Raw genomic sequence first — 15,379 nt, forward strand, 5'->3', positions numbered from 1 at the left:
GCACCACGGTCACCGAACCGTCCGACACCATCGCCAGCACCCGGTTCAACCCGGGCCGGTTCTCCTTCAGGCCCGACCCGCGATCCCGGACAACCTTGACGATCTCCCCCGTTGAGGTGGTCCGCAGCTCGGCCTCCTGCGCCTCCAGAGAGGATTCCTGGCCGGACGATCCGGACACGCGCACATACAGCAACTCAAGCCGGGGACGGGAGGATGCGGAGTCGCTTCCGCGCTTCATGTTCTCCACATCAAGCGAGGAGAACCGGCGCTCACGGCCGACCCACGTAAACGGGATCTTGCCGTCGATAGCCCACTGACGAAGCGTCATCGGGTGTATCCCGAGACGCTTCGCGGCCTTGGACATGCGCAGCAACTCCATACCCACAACTATACGTGCACAACACTAAGGATGACTAATGAAGTTGATGAGCCTCGTGACGGTCTCGGCGACCTGAGACGGTGAAGCGGATCTCGTGTGACGCGTCGGGGGCCAGCACGTCCAGCAGGCCGCCGCCCTCGACGGTCAATGCTTCGCGGTCGGGCGCGGACAGTGGGGCGAATGGGTGCACGGTCAGTGTCGCTGTGCCGTGTGCGGTGGCGAACGTCCAGGTCGCTGCCGTGAAGCCGTCGAGGAGCACCAGGCGGGGGACGGGTCCGTGGGGGGCGAAGTTCTGTTGGCGAAAACTGTCGGTGATCACTCTGGAGCGGTCGTGGTGTGACAGCAGCAGGTTGTCGAAGTCGTACAGGAACCGGGCGGGCGCGCTGACGTGCGGGTCGGGCCGGGGTGCGTCGGGGAGGTCGAACAGTTCCGCGCCGTTCTCGTCGTGGAACGTGGCCAGGCGAGGCCGGAGCCGGTCGAACACCTCCGCCAGCCGGGTCAGACCGCACCAGGTCTGCACGTCGCGTACGGTGGCCGGACCGAACGCGGCCAGGTATCGGACGATCATGGTGTCGATCGGCTCGTCGGTGCGCAGCGGCGCGCCTGCCCACGACTCGAGCGGCGCGTGGATGGGTCGGCCGCCGGCACCCCACACGCCGCGGGGCGGGGTTTGCACGACCGGCAGGAGGTTGCGCACCGCGTAGGCAAGGCTCGCCGGGTTGCGATCCGGCCACCGCTGGGCCAGCAGCCGGCCGAGTTCGCTCGGAGTGCAGGGCTTCTCATCGAGCAGTTCCCGGCCCGCGGCCACCACCTCGCCGGTGTCCAGGTCGCGCATCGACCGGCCGTGGGTGTGGTTGGCGAACAGGTCGCGGTCCAGCGCCGGCTGCACGTGCGGGCGCAGCGCGAGCGCGTCGGCCGTGCTGACGAGGTGGATCGTCGAGCGCATGAGGGCGATCCGCACCGCCCGGCGCTGGGTGAGCAGCGCTGCGACCTCCTCGGGCCGGTACTCGGTGAGCCGACTCCATAGTCCCACGTACCAGGTGTGCGGGGTCTGCGCCTGCAGGCCCACCAGGTGCTCGATGGCCTGCAACGGGGTGAGGTCGGCGCGGCGCAGGAGCAGTTGCCGGTCGAGGGTGGCGCGGTTGAGGGCGCGCCGGGTCAGCGTCGGCACGAGGCAGCCTTTCGAAGGTTCGGGTCAGGGGTACGGGTGGCGGGTGCTTGCCACCCGTACCGGGTCGGCCGGTCGGCCGGGGTCAGCGGAGCCGGCGGAAGAAGCCGCGGATGTCGCCGACCAGCAGGTCGGGCACGTCGTGGGCGGCGAAGTGGCTGCCCTTGTCGTAGACGTTCCAGGACACGATGTTCTTGTGGTCGCGTTCGGCGAAGGGGCGGATCGACTGGAAGTCATAGGCGAAGTTCGCCAGCCCGAGCGGCACGGTGGTGGGTTCGGCCGGCTGGTCGGCGGTGTGGAAGTCCTCGTAGTAGAGGCGGGCGGACGACGCGGCGGTGTTGGTGAGCCAATAGATCATCGTGTTGGTCAGCACGTAGTCCGGGTCGAGGTTCGGGCCGAGCAACTGCGCGTTCCAGCCCAGCTGCCCCACCGGCGAGTCGGCCAGGGCATGAGCCAGGGTTTGCGGTGCGGTGGACTGCAGCTTGTCGTATGCGCCGCCGTTGTCCAGCCACCATTGCAGGAACTCGACCTTGTTGCGGTCCTCGTCGGACAGGCCGGCCAACTCGGCCGGGTCGCCGGAGGGGAAGGAGAAGATCTGCGTGACGTGCACACCGATGACGTGCTCGGGATCGCGACGACCCACTTCGGGCGAGACGAGCGAGCCGACGTCGTTTCCGTGCAGGCCATAGCGCTCGTAACCGAGGCGGCGCATCAGCTCGGCCCACGCCTTCGCGATCCGGTGCCGGTTCCAGCCACGCTCGCTTGTGGGGCCGGAGAACCCGAACCCGGGCACCGAGGGGATCACCAGGTGGAAGGCGTCGGCGGGGTCGCCGCCGTGGGCTCGCGGGTCGCTCAGCGGCCCAATAACGTCCAGGTACTCCACGATCGTGGTGGGCCAGCCGTGCGTGAGCAGCAGTGGCGTGGCGTCAGGCTCGGGTGAGCGGACATGCAAGAAGTGCACGTTCTGCCCGTCGATGACCGTGGTGAACTGCGGGTACTCGTTGAGCTTCGCCTCCCACGCGCGCCAGTCGTAGCCATCTCGCCACCGCTGAACAAGGCTCTGCAGGTACCGCAGGGAGACGCCGTAGTCGTCACCGGCGTCGGGCAGCTCACCGGTCCAGCGGACCCGGGCCAGGCGCTCGGTCAGCTCGTCCAGGTCGGCCTGCGGGATGTCTATGCGGAATTCGCGGATCTCTGTCACGCCGTCGACTCTGTCGGAGAATTAGGAAGATTAGGTTCCTCATTGTGGGATAGTCTTGAGTGATGCTGGAAACATCCGCCCGCCTCCTGCGGCTGCTTTCCCTCCTGCAAACCCCGCGCAACTGGACCGGCGCCGAACTCGCCGAGCGCCTCGGGGTGAGCGGGCGGACCGTGCGCGCCGACGTGGAGCGTCTGCGCAGCCTCGACTACCCGGTGCTGGCCACGCGCGGCGCCACCGGCGGCTACCGTCTCGGCGCCGGCGCGGCCCTGCCGCCGCTGCTGCTCGACGACGAGGAAGCGGTCGCCGTCACGGTCGGTCTCCGGACGGCGGCCAGTGGCGCCATCGCAGGGATCGAGGAGGCGTCCTTGCGGGCACTGGCGAAGCTGGAACAGGTGATGCCGTCCCGGCTCCGGCGACGGGTCAGCACCCTGCAGACCTACACGGTGCCGGTTCCCCGCGACGACGCCGGTCCCCGCGTCGACCCGGCGATCCTGACCACCCTGACCGCCGTCTGTAGAGACCGGGAACAGTTCCGGTTCGACTACCACGACCACGCCGGTACGGCCACGGTGCGCACCGTCGAGCCGTACCGGCTGATCAACTGGGGCCGCCGCTGGTACCTGCTGGCCTGGGAGGTCGAGCGGGCCGACTGGCGGACCTTCCGCGTCGACCGGCTACGCCCCCGCACCCCTACCGGCCCCCGCTTCTCACCGCGCGACCTGCCCAGCGACGACATCGCCGCTTACGTGTCACGCCGAGTATCCGCCGCCGCCTGGCGCTACCGAGCGCAGGTCACCGTGCACGCGCCGGCCGAGGTCATCGCCGAACGGATCAGCCCGGCGGTCGGCACGGTCGAACGCGTTGACCGACACACTTGCGTCCTGCACACCGGCGCGGACACGGTCGAGACCCTCGGTGTCTACCTGGGCCTGCTCGGCGAGGACTTCGACGTCACCGGGCCGCCGGAGCTCCTTGCGCACCTGCGCCGTCTCGCCGACCGGTACACCAGCGTGACCACCCGATCGTCCCCGCCCCATCCTGCGAGGAGCGCGGCGCCAGGCGCGGCCGACGGCATCGGTCGCGCCTGACGCTGCGGGGACATCACACCCGCGATCCATGCCGCGGATCGCGGGTGTCCTCAAGGGTCCGCTTGACTTCCAGGCCGTGTGACATCGGCGCGGCCAGTTCCTCAGGGAGCACGTCGTGGGTCCACAGCAGCCGACGCTGCCGCTCGCCGTCGGCGACGACTTGCATGGAGCGGCGAAGGTGACGACCCGGCAGTCGGCGTCGACCCCGGTGTCCGCCACATGGTGCGGATGACGGTCTCGGTCAGCTCGCGGACTGCCGCGTCCTCGGACTCGAACGCGGCGACGCCGCCGAAGGTGTCGGCCCACTCCTCCTGGTGGTGCGCTCCAGGAAGGCCGAGGGGTACGTATGCGGGGGCCGGGCGGCACCACCGTATTGGCCCATCTCAAGGCGCGGCCGAACCCGCCCTGCGCCCAGACTGATGCACATGGCAGAGCAAGAGCGGCGCACCTCTCCCCCGAAGGCGGACCGCCCGCCCCGCAGGACCGGCGCGGCGGAAGCGGCCGGCCGTGCCCGCGAAGGGCTCGCCGCTCTGATAACCCACCCCGCCGAGGGCGTCAGCGCCGTGTGCCGGGTCGAGGACGGCTGGCGGGTCAGCGTGGATGTCGTGGAGGTCGCCCGGATCCCCGACACGACCAGCCTGCTGGCCACCTACGAGGTGGACATCGACGAGCGGGGTGAGCTCCGTGAGTACCGGAGAGTCCGCCGCTACCGGCGCGGCTCGGCCGACGACTGCTGACCGGCCGGGCCAGGCCGGGGCAGACCCCGGCCGGCGCCCACGGCCGAGCCATCGAAAGGACGCTCCGATCATGGCCCCCACCTACGCCCCCACCCACACCGACGATGTCGTCTGTATCTCGCGCTCGGGCAACCTCTACGACGTCCTCGAACTCATCCTCGACCGCGGCATGGTGATCGACGTCTTCCTTCGGGTCTCCCTGGTCGGCATCGAGATCCTGAAGGTCGACGCCCGGATCGTCGTGGCGAGCGTGGACACGTACCTCCGCTTCGCCGAGGCCTGCAACCGCCTGGACCTGGAATTCGACCGCAGCAGCGCGACCGTGCCCGAGCTGCTGGGCTCGGGCACGGCCGGCCTCGGCAAGAAGGCGGCCAAGAAGACGGCCAAGAAGGCGGTGGAGACCGTGGGCGGCAAGGTCAAGAAGGCCGTGACCGGCCGTGGCGAGGAAGACGAGGACGAGGACGAGGACGTGGACGAGGACGTGGACGAAGACGAGGCGGAGGGCCGGGACGAGGAGCGCCGCCCGATCAAGCGCGCGGCCGCCCGCCCCCGCCACCGCCGTACCGAGGACGAGGAGGACTGACCCCATGGCCGCACAGGGCGTGTACGTCTACGGCGTCGTCCGCGCCTGCCATCCGGTGCCGCCCGGCCGCACCGGGGTGGGCGCGGACCCGGCCCCGGTCCGTACGCTCCGCGCCGGCGAGCTGGCCGCCGTGGTCAGCGACGCCCCGCCCGGTCTGCGCGCCAAGCGGCGCGACCTCCTCGCGCACCAGGGCCTGGCGCTGGCGCTGGCGGCGGACGGCCCGGTGCTGCCCATGCGCTTCGGGATGATCGCCCCCGATGAGGAGTCGGTGCGGGGCCAGTTGACCGCCTCCGAGCGTGCGTATCTCGCCACGCTCGACCGCCTCGACGGCCGGGTCGAGCTGAACCTCAAGGCCATGCCGGTCCAGGCCGGGCTGCCCGCGCTGGTCCGGGAGAACCCCGAGGTGGCCCGGGCGCGCGCCACCGCGCGCCGGTCCCCGGGGTACGAGGCCAGCGTCCGGCTCGGCGAAGCCGTGGCGCGGGGGCTGTCCGGCCGGGCCGCCGCCGCGTCGGCCGCGCTGGTCGCCGAGCTGTCGGCGGTGGCGGTGGAGCAGGCGCGGGGGCCAGAGGTGGCGGGGTGCGTGCTCAACGTCTCCTTCCTCCTCGACCGGCGTGCGGAGGAGCGGTTCCGGGCCGTGGTGGAGCGCTTCGCGGCGGCCCACGGCAGCCATGTCGAGCTGCGTCTCACCGGGCCGCTGCCCTGCTACAGCTTCGTGGACCCCGCCCCGGGCACCCCCCGGCGCGACCCCGTGGCGAGCGGAGCGTGACATGGGCTTGCTGAGCGGGCTCGTCCTCCTCCCCATGGCGCCCGTCCGGGGCGTGATCTGGATCGCGGACTGTCTGGTAGACGCCGCGGAGCACGAGCTGCACGACCCGGCGGTCCTGCGCGCCAGGCTCGCCGAACTGAACGAGGACCTGGACGCGGGGGTGATCAGCCCCGAGGAGTTCGAGCAAGAAGAGGACCGGTTGCTTGACCAGTTGGAGCGGTCGGTCCCGTCCCTACCCGTGAGGCACCGGTGAGGCACTGTGATTGATCCCGAGCTGACGGGCAGGACTCCCCTGGGCACGGCCCCGCCCACCGCCAACCTCGCCGAGATCCTGGAACGGGTACTCGACAAGGGCATCGTCATCGCCGGCGACATCAAGATCGACCTGCTCGACATCGAACTGCTCACCATCCGGCTCCGGTTGTTCGTGTCGTCGGTCGACACCGCCCGCAGGGCCGGAATCGACTGGTGGGAGACCGATCCCGCGCTCTCCTCCCGCGCCGCGCGGGACGCCCTCGCCGAGGAGAACGCACAGTTGCGCACGCGCCTGGAGGCGCTGGAATCCGGCGGCGACGGCAGCGTTGGCGGCGTTGACGGCGACGCGGCTGAGCTGAGCCCCGTCGGCGGCGAGGAGAGGAGGGACAGATGACGTCCGAGCGGCACAGCGAGCGGCCCCCCGAGCAGACACCCGGTCAGCTCCCCACGGTCACCTACGCCTTCGCCGTCTGCGGACGGTGCGACCCCGGCGCGCTGGTCGGGGTCCCGGGGCTCGACGGCGCCGCCCCGGTCCGTACGCTCGCCGCGGGCCCGCTCACCGCCGTCGTCCAGGACGTGTCCGCCGTCGACTTCGCGGAGGACGCCCTGCGGCAAAGGCTCACCGACCGCGAGGAGCTGGAGCGCTGCGCCCGCGCCCACCATGAGGTGATCATGGCGGCGTCGGCCGTCACACCGACCGTGCCGCTGCCCTTCGCCACGCTCTATCTCGGCGATGCTCGGGTCCGCGCGGCCCTGCGCGAGAGGGAGGAGTCCTTCCTCTCGGCCCTCGGCCGGTTCACCGGCCGCGTCGAGTGGGGGGTGAAGGTCTACACCGCCCCCGCGCCCCCGGCCTCCTCCCCCTCCTCCCCCTCCTCCCCCTCCTCCCCCTCCTCCCCCTCCTCTCCGAGCGCGGCGGCGGGCAGCGGCCGGGCCTATCTCGACCGTGTACGCAGTCGGCACCAGGTCCGCGAGCAGCACCAGAACGAGGCGCTCCAGGCCGCGGAACGGGTGGACGCGGTGGTACGCGGGCTCGCCGTGGCCGCCCGGCGGCTGCGCCCGCACGGAGCCGAGGTCACCGGTGCGCACCGCACCCACGTACTCAACGCCGCCTACCTGATCGACAGCGCCCGCGAGGGCGCACTGCGCGCCGCGCTGGAAGCCCTGCGCCAGGAGGAGACCGCCGTCCAGATCGAGCTCTCGGGCCCGTGGGCCCCGTACTCCTTCGCCGACGGACCCGGCGGATCCGGCGGAGGCGTCCCCCGATGACCATCGACGCCTGGGGCACCGGCCCCGCGGAAGCGCACGGACCGATCGGTGTGCCGCTGGTGGACCTGCTCGACCGGGTGCTGGCCACCGGGGTCGTCATCAGCGGCGATGTGGTCATCGCCATCGCCGAGGTGCCCCTCGTACGCCTCTCCCTGCACGCCCTGCTCTCCTCGGTCAACGAACGCGTCCCCGCCCCCTGGGCCGACGGCGGCCCGCTGTGACCGGCGGCGGCCGGCTCGATCTCGACGCCGACACGGTGGGCCGCGACCTGGTCGCCCTCGTCCTGACGGTCGTCGAACTCCTCCGCCAGCTGATGGAGCGCCAGGCCCTGCGCCGGATCGACGCCGGCGGACTCGGCGACGCGCAGATCGAGCACATCGGCACCACGCTGATGCTCCTGGACCAGCGCATGGCGGAGCTGTGCGCCCAACACGGCCTGCGCCCCGAAGACCTCAACCTGGACCTCGGCCCGCTGGGCACACTCCTCCCCCGGGACTGAATCACCGCCGAGACCGGCTCACTACCGAGACCGGCTCACTGCACGATCATGAACTTGTTGCCGTCCGGGTCACGGAAGCTGAACATGGGCGGCACGGGGGCACCCCACCGCATGACCTCCGCGTCCGCATCGACGCCACGGGCCAGCAGCGCGGCGTGATCGGCGTCGATGTCCTCGCTCGTGAGGATGATGCCGGTCTCGACGCCGGGCGACCTCCCCTCCATCGGCAGGACCAGCGAGATCGCGGCCGCGCCGCCGACCGGCGCCACCTCGATCCAGCGGTGCCCGTCGCCGTCGCCGAAGGGGACGTCCGCGCGCTTCTCGAAGCCGAGCGTGCCGATGTAGAAGTCCAGCGCCCGGTCCTGATCGGATACGGGGACGGCCACCCTGCCCAGCTCGGTGATGCGGGTGCCCTTGGTGCTCTCGGTCATGGTGCTCTCCCTAGCGGAATGGTTCTGCTGGTAGGACCGCCGGGCCCGACGGAACTCATCGCCTCCCGCGCGAGAACTTTTCTTGACCTTCAAGCCGCATGAAGCTCGACAATCGCGCCCATGGACGACAAGGACGCCGCCGAGAGCACCGGAGACACCGAGGACCTGCTGAGCATCGGCGCCTTCGCCCGGCGGGTGGGGCTGGCGCCGAGCGCCCTGCGGTTCTACGACGACTGCGCGGTGCTGCGGCCTGCCCACGTGGACCCGGCGACCGGCTACCGCTACTACGCCGCGGCGCAGCAGCCGCGCGCCGCGCTGCTGCGCCGGCTGCGGGAGGCCGAGCTGCCGCTGGTCGACGCGACGGCCGTGCTGGACGGGCCGCATGAGGAGGCCCGCGAGGTGCTGCGGGCGCATCTGGGCCGGACGAGGGAGTCGGCCGCGGCGGCCCGCGCGGCGATCGAGGAGATCCTGCGCGCGCTGCCGGGGGGAACGTGCCGCGCCGAGGTCCGCGTCGGCGGGGCCGAGCTGGCGGGCGCGGTGCGGCAGGTGGGCTCGGCGGTGGCGGCCGGCGCGGCCCGCAAGGAGTTCCCGGTGCTCGGCCGCGTCCTGGTCGAGATCGACGGCGAGGAGATCCGGCTGGTGACCACGGACCGCTACCGGCTGGCCGTACGGGCGCTCCGGCCGCTGTCGATCGCGGGCGAGCCGTGCGAACTGCTGCTGAACATCGAGGAGTTGATGGAGACGGCGGCCTGGGCCCGGCGGCTTCCCGAGGTCGCCGTCGAGGCCGAGGGGCGGCAGGCGCGGGTACGGGGCGGCGGCGAGTCCTGGGAACTTGGGGGCTCCGATGAGGTGTTCCCCGCGTACCGGATGGTGCTGGACGACCTCGGGGCCGCACGGCACCGCGTGATCGCCGACCGGGGCGGGTTGCGGCGGGCCATCGCGGACCGCCTCGACACCGGCCACCGGGCGATCACCCTCACCACCGCCGGGGACGACCTCCTGATCTCGCCGGAGGAACCCGAAGGGCCGGACGCGACCGCGCTACGCGCGATCTGTACGGGGCCGCCGCTGCGGATCGCCTTCGACCCCGGCGTCCTGCTGCCGGCGCTCGACGCGAGCGTGGGGCCCGATGTGCTGCTGGAGATCGTGTCCGCTGCCCAGCCCGTCGTCGTCCGCTCCGCCGACCAGGGGAGCTTCACCACCCTGGTCATGCCGGTGCGCGACACCACCACCTAGAGCTGGAGAGAGACGAGGAACCATGGATCCCGAGAACCCCGTCGTCCGCCTGTGCGTCCAGGGCATGACCGCCGAGGCCGAAGGCAGGAACGAGGACGCACACGCCCTGTTCCAGCAGGCGTGGGACACCGCCGCCGACGACTACGAGGCCTGCGTGGCCGCCCACTACCTCGCCCGCCACCAGCCGACCCCCGGGGAAACACTGCGCTGGAACCAGGAGTGCCTGGAGCGCGCCGACGCGGTGGGCGACGACCGGGTCCGTGGTTTCCACGCCTCCCTGCACCTGAACATGTGCACGGCGTACCGGGCGCTCGGCGAGGCCGACAAGGCCCGCGAACACCTCGCGCTGGCGGCCGCCCGCGTCGGCGACGTACCCGAAGGACCGTACGGCGACGGGGTCCGCTCCGCCGTCGCGGCGGCGCTGCGCACGGCCGGAACGCCCGGGCTCTGACGGGCTGAGGCGGCTGGTCCGAGGCGGCTGGTCTCAGCCGTGGTCCCAGGCCCGGGGCCTGGTCTGCGCCTCCCACTCGGGCCTCAGCAGGGACAGCACCGCGAGGTCGTGACGGCTCCCCCGGTGCGGGCACGCGGCGCGCCGCACGCCCTCCTGGACGAAGCCCGACTTGGCGAGGACGGCGAGGGCGGCGGCGTTGGTGGTGTGGGTGACCGCCTCCAGGCGGTACAGCAGCATCTCACCGAAGGCGAAGTCGACCAGCGCGTCGACCGCGTCGGTGCCATGCCCCCGGCCGCGCCGCGCCGGGTCCAGCACCAGGCAGACCTCCCCGGAGCCGACGACGAGGTCCTGGCCGGTGAGGGCGATATGGCCGATGGGCGTGCCGTCTTCCAGCAGCACCAGGAAGTCGTCACGGTCCCCGTCGGCGACGTCGTTCTCGATCCGCTCGCGGACCGTGGACAGGGCCCTCGGCCAGAAGCCGGCCTCGTGGAAGGCCACCGGGTCCGACCGCCATCGGTGGATCAATTTCGCGTCATCGACGTCGAGGGGCGCGAAACGGACGTCCTTGCCGCGCCAACACGTCACGCGCTCCGGATCCGGCTCCATCACCTGTCCCCCGTCTCGGTGTCCCGCGCCGCCTGGTCGGGGCACGAACGGATCCTAGGGAGCCACGATGCGCGGCGGCCAGCCGTTTTCCGTACAACCTCTGGTCGCACCACGGGGTATCTGAGACCGAGCGGCTGAGTTGGCCCTTGAGCGCTTGTTGGCACGGCTGAGCGTTGTTGTTGGCCCGCAGGATAGTGGTCGGTCAACCCGTACGGCGCGGTCCGGCTGGAGACGGACAAGCGGCTCGACCTGGCGCCCGTGACAGTTCCCCCCACCTGGTAGACAGACGCAGCCGACACGGCACGCGCGAGACGATCAGCGCCACACGTGTCAGACGGCCTTTCCGGGACGGCTGGTGTGGAGGCGTTCCCAGAGGCGGACCAGATGCGCGTGCAGTGCGTCCTCGGCCCCCTCAGCGGTCAAGTGCCCTATGAGCTCAACCCGTGGGACCCGAACCGGACTCCGGGAGGCACCAGCGGCGGCGACGGGGTGGCCGTCGCCACCGGCATGGCCGCGCTCGGGCTCGGCAACGACTCCGGCGGATCGGTGCGGATCCCGGCCTCGTTCTGCGGCGTGGCGGGGCTGAAGCCGACCACCGGGCGGTTCCCCGCCGACCCCCGCGTCCTCGGCCCGGACGACCCCGGACCGGCCTCACAGATGCTGGTCACCGACGGGCCCCTGGCACCGCAGGATCGCCGACCTCCGCCTGGCGTACGAGGCGCTGGCCGGGACCGACCCGCGGGACCCGCGGGCCGTACCGGTGCCCGTCCGTGGTGAGCCGCTGCCGGGACCGGTGAAGGTCGCGGTCGTCGCCGATCCCGGCGGCCACGGCGTCCACCCCACGGTCCGCGGTGCTGTCGCGACCGCGGCCGACGCGCTGCGGGACGCCGGGTACGACGCGCGGGAGGTGGCGGACGTTCCGCGGCTGGATGAGGCACTCGAGGCGTACCACCGGATCGTCGTGACCGAATTCGCCCCGACCTGGCCGGTGGTGCGGACACTGCTCGGCGAGGGCCGAGATCGCTACATCGAGATGACGATGGAGAAGACCCCGCCCGCGACCGCGGCGGAGTTCATGCGGATCCTCGACGAGTACCCGCTGCTGCTCGGGCCGGTGTTCACCGAGCCGGCAGTCGAGCCGGGGCTGGAGTCACGCGACCAGACAGGACGGGAACGAGTCGGCTCGGGCATGCGCCTGTGCACGGTGACCAGCTTCGCGGGCGTACCCGGGGTCGCCGTACCGACCGGAGTGACCGACGGCCTGCCGTCCGGCGTACAGATCGTCGGGCGTGCGTTCCGGGAGGACCTGTGCCTGGACGCTGCCCAGGAGGTCGAGGACCGCCTCGGAGTGCTCACACCGATCGACCCTCGCCCGGTAGTCGCAGCGGCCGCGCGGTAAGCAGTGCTACGACAGTGACCCGCGGGTGGGAAGTGTCGGCAACTAGCGTCCAGCAGATCGACGACCTGTTCGGTGTGCCGCGTTCCACGGTGTACGGGCACCTCAACAAGGCCAGGACCGTCCCCCGCCAGCCGAAGAAGACCGAGGTCACGTTGGCGCATCCTGCGGGCTGAGGTGGATGTCTGGCGCGTCAGCCTCCTGCGGCGGGGCGCGGGTGGCGAGTGCCGTTCAGCACAGAGTCAAGCAGGCCAGGGAACAGCGTGTCCAGGTCGTCGCGACGCAGCCGCACCAGCCGGGACCGGCCCTGGACGGTGGTCCAGGTGACGCCCGCCTCGCGGAGCACCCGGTAGTGGTGAGACAGCGTCGTCTGGTGGACCTCCAGGTCACCGCCGATGGCGTTGCAGCTCTCCTCGCCGGTCACGGCGAGTCGTTGGACGATCTCCAGCCGCACCGGATCGGCGAGCGCACGCAGCACCTCCACCATTCGGATCGCCTCGGTCGCCGGCTGGGACACCTGACGCATTGCTTCTCTCCATCCGTGACAGGGCCACAGCCTATCCATTCATTGATACATGGACAAGTATCCATGTGTTGCCTAGAGTGCCGATCACCTACCTCCGCAATACTCGGGAAAGGCGGCACGATCCGTGCTGAAGAGACTCCTCCCTCTGGCCGCGGCGACATTCGCCGTCGGCACCGACAGCTATGTCATCGCAGGCCTGCTCCCCTCCATCGCCACCGACCTAGAGGTCTCCACCCCGGCGGCCGGTCAGTTGGTGACGGTCTTCGCCCTGACGATGGCGTTGTCCGCGCCGGTCATGGGGGCCCTCACCAGCGCCCTGGACCGGCGTTCGGCACTGTTGATCGCCTTGACCGTGTTCGTGATCGGCAACGTCGTCACCGCGTTGGGAACCAGCTACGAGGTGGTGATGGCCTCCCGCATCGTCACCGCCGTGGGAGCGGGCACCATCAACGCCGCCGCCTCCAGCACCGCGGCGGCCATCGCACCGCCGGAACGCCGAGGCCGGGCCCTGGCCTTCGTGCTGGGCGGCCTGACGCTGGCGACCGCACTGGGACTGCCTCTCGGCACTCTGATCGGCCGCACCGACTGGCACATCACCCTGTGGGCCGTCGCCGGGATCGGCCTGCTGGCGGCTGCCGGTATCGCCGTCGGCCTCCCCAGGGTGACGCTCCCCGCCGCCTCGCTGCCCGACCGTCTACGCCCCCTCAAACAGGGCCGCGTACTGGCGCTGCTGGCGGTCACCTCACTCGCCTTCCTCGGCGCCTACACCCTCTACACCTACATCAGCCCGACCCTGCGGGATGCCACCGACGGCAACGAATCGCTCCTAACCCTGATCCTGCTGGCCTGGGGCGTCGGCATCCTGGCCGGGAACATCACCGCCGGGCGCCTGGTCGACCGCCACGACTCCGCGCGCGTCCTCACCGGCGCCCTCACCCTCGCGACTCTCGCCCTGGCGCTGACCCCGTTGGCGACCCGAGCCCTCGCCTCCACCCTGGTCTGGGCTGTGGCTTGGGGGGTGACCGTCGGCGTCATCGTCGTCCCCCAGCAGCACCGGCTCATCTCCCTCAGCCCCGCCGCCGCACCGGTCCTGCTCGGCCTCAATTCCTCCGCGCTCTACATCGGGATAGCCCTCGGCGGCGGACTCGGCGGGCTGGCGCAGGGGTGGCTCGGGCTTGCCCCGGCCGAACTGGGACTGGTAGCCGCCGGCGTCACCGCCCTGACCCTCCTCTGGCACCTGGGAACCACGCGCCGCCCCACTGCGCCCGCCACCACGACACCGGAACCAACCTCGGCCAACACGGAGAAATCCGAGGCGTGACCCGCCGTCCCACATCACCGCGGGCACAGCCCCGCGACACCGCCGCCAGTGTCAACAGCCCGACCCAGGTCACCTCACCAGAAAAGCCGCAACCGAGCGGACCAACAACGATGCCCAGTCGGGCCAGCTCAAGCGCTGAACGGCCAACTCAGCCGCTCAGTCTCAGGGATATCCGCTGGACCAGCCCGAGCCCTGGATGCAAATCTATTCCACATGAAGAATAATCATGCATCTCTTGGTGTCTCCGCCCCATCAGCCTGGCCGCGCGGCTTCCACGCCTACACCGGCCACGGCGGCATCCGCGACAGCGGCGACGACATCTCGATCGTCGCCTCGGACCGGCCCGCCGTCAGCGCCGCGATGTTCACCCTCAGCCGCTTCGCGGGCCCGGCCGTGGTGCTCAGCCGCCGGCACGCCGCCGGACGGCAACTGCGGGCGGTGGTCACCCTCGCCCAGAACGCCAACGTGGCCACCGGCAAGGAGGGTGAGCTGAACGCCGCCGAGGTGGTCGCGCGCGTCGCGGGGATTCTGGGCGTCGCGGAGGGCGAGGTCCTCATCGGCTCCACCGGTGTCATCGGGCGCCCGCTGCCGATGGACGCCATCCGTGCACATCTGGACCAGCCGCACCTCGCCCGGGGCGCCGCCGCCTTCCACGCCGGGACCGAGCGGGTGGCCCGCGCGATGATGACCACCGACACCCGGCCCAAGACCAGTGCGCGCTCGGTCGGGGCGGCCCGGATCGTCGGCGTCGCCAAGGGCGTCGGGATGCTGGAGCCCAACATGGCCACGATGCTGGCCTATCTGTTCACCGACGCCGACATCGCGCCCGGCGCCCTGGACGCCGCACTGCGCGGCGCGGTGGACCGCAGCTTCAACTGTCTGAGCGTGGACACCGACACCTCGACCTCCGACACGGTGGCCGTGCTCGCCAACGGCGCGGCGGGACCGGTCGACCATGACGAGTTCGCCGCCGCGCTCGCCGAGGTGTGCCTGGATCTGACCCGGCAGATGGCGATCGACGGGGAGGGCGCGACCAAGCTCCTGCGCGTCACCGTCGACCGGGCCGGGGACAGGGCGCAGGCCAGGCGGGTCGCGAAGAGCGTGGTGAACTCGCCGCTGGTCAAGACGGCCGTGCACGGGGCGGACCCCAACTGGGGGCGGGTCCTGATGGCCATCGGCAAGAACACCGACGACACCGACATCGAGCCGGCCAAGGTGAGCGTGCGCTTCGGCGGCATCGAGGTCTACCCCGAGGAGCCGGAGCCGGACACCCTGGACCGGCTCACCGAGCTCATGCGGCGAAGCGAGGTCGCCATCTCGGTCTCCCTGGGCCTCGGCGAGGCCGCCGCCACGGTCTACGGCTGCGATCTGTCGGCGGACTACATACGCGTCAACGCCGACTACACCTCCTGACCCGAAGCGCCCAAACGTCCGGCCCGGCGCGCTCACTTCGGCGCGCCGGGCCGGGCT

At 71.5% G+C, this 15,379-nt stretch carries 21 protein-coding genes and 1 pseudogene; 15 read left to right on the forward strand and 7 right to left on the reverse strand.

Going from position 1 to position 15,379, the window contains the following annotated elements; all coding sequences use genetic code 11:
* The 3 genes from PV419_RS09915 to PV419_RS09925 all read right to left on the reverse strand — a co-directional run.
* A partial coding sequence (locus PV419_RS09915) for a recombinase family protein (protein ID WP_319687585.1) occupies nucleotides 1-379 on the reverse strand: 379 nt, incomplete at its 3' end.
* Nucleotides 380-413: 34 nt separating this feature from the next.
* Nucleotides 414-1,550: a winged helix DNA-binding domain-containing protein gene (locus PV419_RS09920; protein ID WP_319687586.1), complete on the reverse strand. Its 1,137-nt coding sequence runs from the start codon at nucleotides 1,548-1,550 to the stop codon at nucleotides 414-416.
* A gap of 82 nt (nucleotides 1,551-1,632) precedes the next feature.
* Complete coding sequence (locus PV419_RS09925; RefSeq protein WP_319687587.1) at nucleotides 1,633-2,748, reverse strand: epoxide hydrolase; 1,116 nt, start codon at nucleotides 2,746-2,748, stop codon at nucleotides 1,633-1,635.
* 62 nt (nucleotides 2,749-2,810) lie between these two features.
* Here PV419_RS09925 and PV419_RS09930 point away from each other — a divergent pair, with 62 nt between their 5' ends.
* Nucleotides 2,811-3,836, forward strand: coding sequence for a helix-turn-helix transcriptional regulator (locus PV419_RS09930; protein ID WP_319687588.1), 1,026 nt, complete (start codon nucleotides 2,811-2,813; stop codon nucleotides 3,834-3,836).
* Between the two features lie 13 nt (nucleotides 3,837-3,849).
* Here PV419_RS09930 and PV419_RS09935 read toward each other — a convergent pair whose 3' ends face one another.
* A complete protein-coding gene (locus PV419_RS09935) occupies nucleotides 3,850-4,002 on the reverse strand; it encodes a hypothetical protein (RefSeq protein ID WP_319687589.1) in 153 nt (50 codons plus the stop codon).
* A gap of 259 nt (nucleotides 4,003-4,261) precedes the next feature.
* Between PV419_RS09935 and gvpO the strand changes: the two genes are divergently transcribed.
* The 8 genes from gvpO (at nucleotide 4,262) to PV419_RS09975 (ending at nucleotide 7,942) form a co-directional block, all read left to right on the forward strand.
* Nucleotides 4,262-4,573, forward strand: a complete 312-nt coding sequence (gvpO, locus tag PV419_RS09940) for a gas vesicle protein GvpO (RefSeq protein ID WP_319687590.1) — start codon at nucleotides 4,262-4,264, stop codon at nucleotides 4,571-4,573.
* A gap of 70 nt (nucleotides 4,574-4,643) precedes the next feature.
* Nucleotides 4,644-5,156 carry a gas vesicle protein GvpJ gene (gene gvpJ / locus PV419_RS09945; RefSeq protein WP_319687591.1) on the forward strand — a complete coding sequence of 171 codons (513 nt, stop codon included), beginning with the start codon at nucleotides 4,644-4,646 and terminating at the stop codon, nucleotides 5,154-5,156.
* Between the two features lie 4 nt (nucleotides 5,157-5,160).
* Nucleotides 5,161-5,922 (forward strand): GvpL/GvpF family gas vesicle protein, encoded by a 762-nt coding sequence (locus tag PV419_RS09950; protein WP_319687592.1) that lies wholly within the window; start codon nucleotides 5,161-5,163, stop codon nucleotides 5,920-5,922.
* A 1-nt stretch (nucleotide 5,923) separates the two neighbouring features.
* On the forward strand, nucleotides 5,924-6,175 hold the full coding sequence (locus tag PV419_RS09955) for a gas vesicle protein GvpG (protein WP_319687593.1): 252 nt from the start codon (nucleotides 5,924-5,926) through the stop codon (nucleotides 6,173-6,175).
* Between the two features lie 6 nt (nucleotides 6,176-6,181).
* Nucleotides 6,182-6,571: a gas vesicle protein gene (locus tag PV419_RS09960; protein WP_415925279.1), complete on the forward strand. Its 390-nt coding sequence runs from the start codon at nucleotides 6,182-6,184 to the stop codon at nucleotides 6,569-6,571.
* Nucleotides 6,568-7,443, forward strand: coding sequence for a GvpL/GvpF family gas vesicle protein (locus PV419_RS09965; protein ID WP_319687594.1), 876 nt, complete (start codon nucleotides 6,568-6,570; stop codon nucleotides 7,441-7,443). Before PV419_RS09960 ends, PV419_RS09965 begins: the two co-directional genes overlap by 4 nt.
* Nucleotides 7,440-7,664 carry a gas vesicle protein gene (locus PV419_RS09970; RefSeq protein WP_319687595.1) on the forward strand — a complete coding sequence of 75 codons (225 nt, stop codon included), beginning with the start codon at nucleotides 7,440-7,442 and terminating at the stop codon, nucleotides 7,662-7,664. The genes PV419_RS09965 and PV419_RS09970 overlap by 4 nt, the downstream gene beginning before the upstream one ends.
* Nucleotides 7,661-7,942, forward strand: a complete 282-nt coding sequence (locus tag PV419_RS09975) for a gas vesicle protein K (RefSeq protein ID WP_319687596.1) — start codon at nucleotides 7,661-7,663, stop codon at nucleotides 7,940-7,942. Before PV419_RS09970 ends, PV419_RS09975 begins: the two co-directional genes overlap by 4 nt.
* A 35-nt stretch (nucleotides 7,943-7,977) precedes the next feature.
* On the opposite strand, the gene PV419_RS09980 is transcribed toward PV419_RS09975, so the two are convergent.
* A complete protein-coding gene (locus PV419_RS09980; protein WP_319687597.1) occupies nucleotides 7,978-8,373 on the reverse strand; it encodes a VOC family protein in 396 nt (131 codons plus the stop codon).
* Between the two features lie 120 nt (nucleotides 8,374-8,493).
* Between PV419_RS09980 and PV419_RS09985 the strand changes: the two genes are divergently transcribed.
* Both PV419_RS09985 and PV419_RS09990 read left to right on the forward strand, forming a co-directional pair.
* Nucleotides 8,494-9,609, forward strand: a complete 1,116-nt coding sequence (locus tag PV419_RS09985; protein ID WP_319687598.1) for a MerR family transcriptional regulator — start codon at nucleotides 8,494-8,496, stop codon at nucleotides 9,607-9,609.
* 22 nt (nucleotides 9,610-9,631) lie between these two features.
* Nucleotides 9,632-10,060 (forward strand): hypothetical protein, encoded by a 429-nt coding sequence (locus PV419_RS09990; protein WP_319687599.1) that lies wholly within the window; start codon nucleotides 9,632-9,634, stop codon nucleotides 10,058-10,060.
* Nucleotides 10,061-10,093: 33 nt separating this feature from the next.
* Here the strand turns inward: PV419_RS09990 and PV419_RS09995 are convergent, their stop codons facing one another.
* Complete coding sequence (locus PV419_RS09995; RefSeq protein ID WP_319687600.1) at nucleotides 10,094-10,711, reverse strand: GNAT family protein; 618 nt, start codon at nucleotides 10,709-10,711, stop codon at nucleotides 10,094-10,096.
* Between the two features lie 390 nt (nucleotides 10,712-11,101).
* On the opposite strand from PV419_RS09995, the pseudogene PV419_RS10000 reads away from it, so the two are divergent.
* Both PV419_RS10000 and PV419_RS10005 read left to right on the forward strand, forming a co-directional pair.
* Nucleotides 11,102-12,065 (forward strand): annotated as a pseudogene (locus PV419_RS10000) (amidase family protein); the annotation flags it as partial.
* A 32-nt stretch (nucleotides 12,066-12,097) separates the two neighbouring features.
* Nucleotides 12,098-12,238 carry a hypothetical protein gene (locus PV419_RS10005; RefSeq protein WP_319687601.1) on the forward strand — a complete coding sequence of 47 codons (141 nt, stop codon included), beginning with the start codon at nucleotides 12,098-12,100 and terminating at the stop codon, nucleotides 12,236-12,238.
* 17 nt (nucleotides 12,239-12,255) lie between these two features.
* Here the strand turns inward: PV419_RS10005 and PV419_RS10010 are convergent, their stop codons facing one another.
* Nucleotides 12,256-12,588, reverse strand: a complete 333-nt coding sequence (locus PV419_RS10010) for a helix-turn-helix transcriptional regulator (RefSeq protein ID WP_319687602.1) — start codon at nucleotides 12,586-12,588, stop codon at nucleotides 12,256-12,258.
* Nucleotides 12,589-12,712: 124 nt separating this feature from the next.
* Here PV419_RS10010 and PV419_RS10015 point away from each other — a divergent pair, with 124 nt between their 5' ends.
* Together PV419_RS10015 and argJ are read left to right on the forward strand one after the other, a co-directional pair.
* Nucleotides 12,713-13,909 (forward strand): MFS transporter, encoded by a 1,197-nt coding sequence (locus tag PV419_RS10015; protein ID WP_319687603.1) that lies wholly within the window; start codon nucleotides 12,713-12,715, stop codon nucleotides 13,907-13,909.
* Nucleotides 13,910-14,122: 213 nt separating this feature from the next.
* Nucleotides 14,123-15,322, forward strand: a complete 1,200-nt coding sequence (argJ, locus tag PV419_RS10020) for a bifunctional glutamate N-acetyltransferase/amino-acid acetyltransferase ArgJ (protein ID WP_319687604.1) — start codon at nucleotides 14,123-14,125, stop codon at nucleotides 15,320-15,322.
* The last annotated feature ends 57 nt before the right edge of the window (nucleotides 15,323-15,379 follow it).

Source organism: Streptomyces sp. ME19-01-6 (genome assembly GCF_033793745.1).
Classification (GTDB): Bacteria; Actinomycetota; Actinomycetes; order Streptomycetales; family Streptomycetaceae; genus Streptomyces.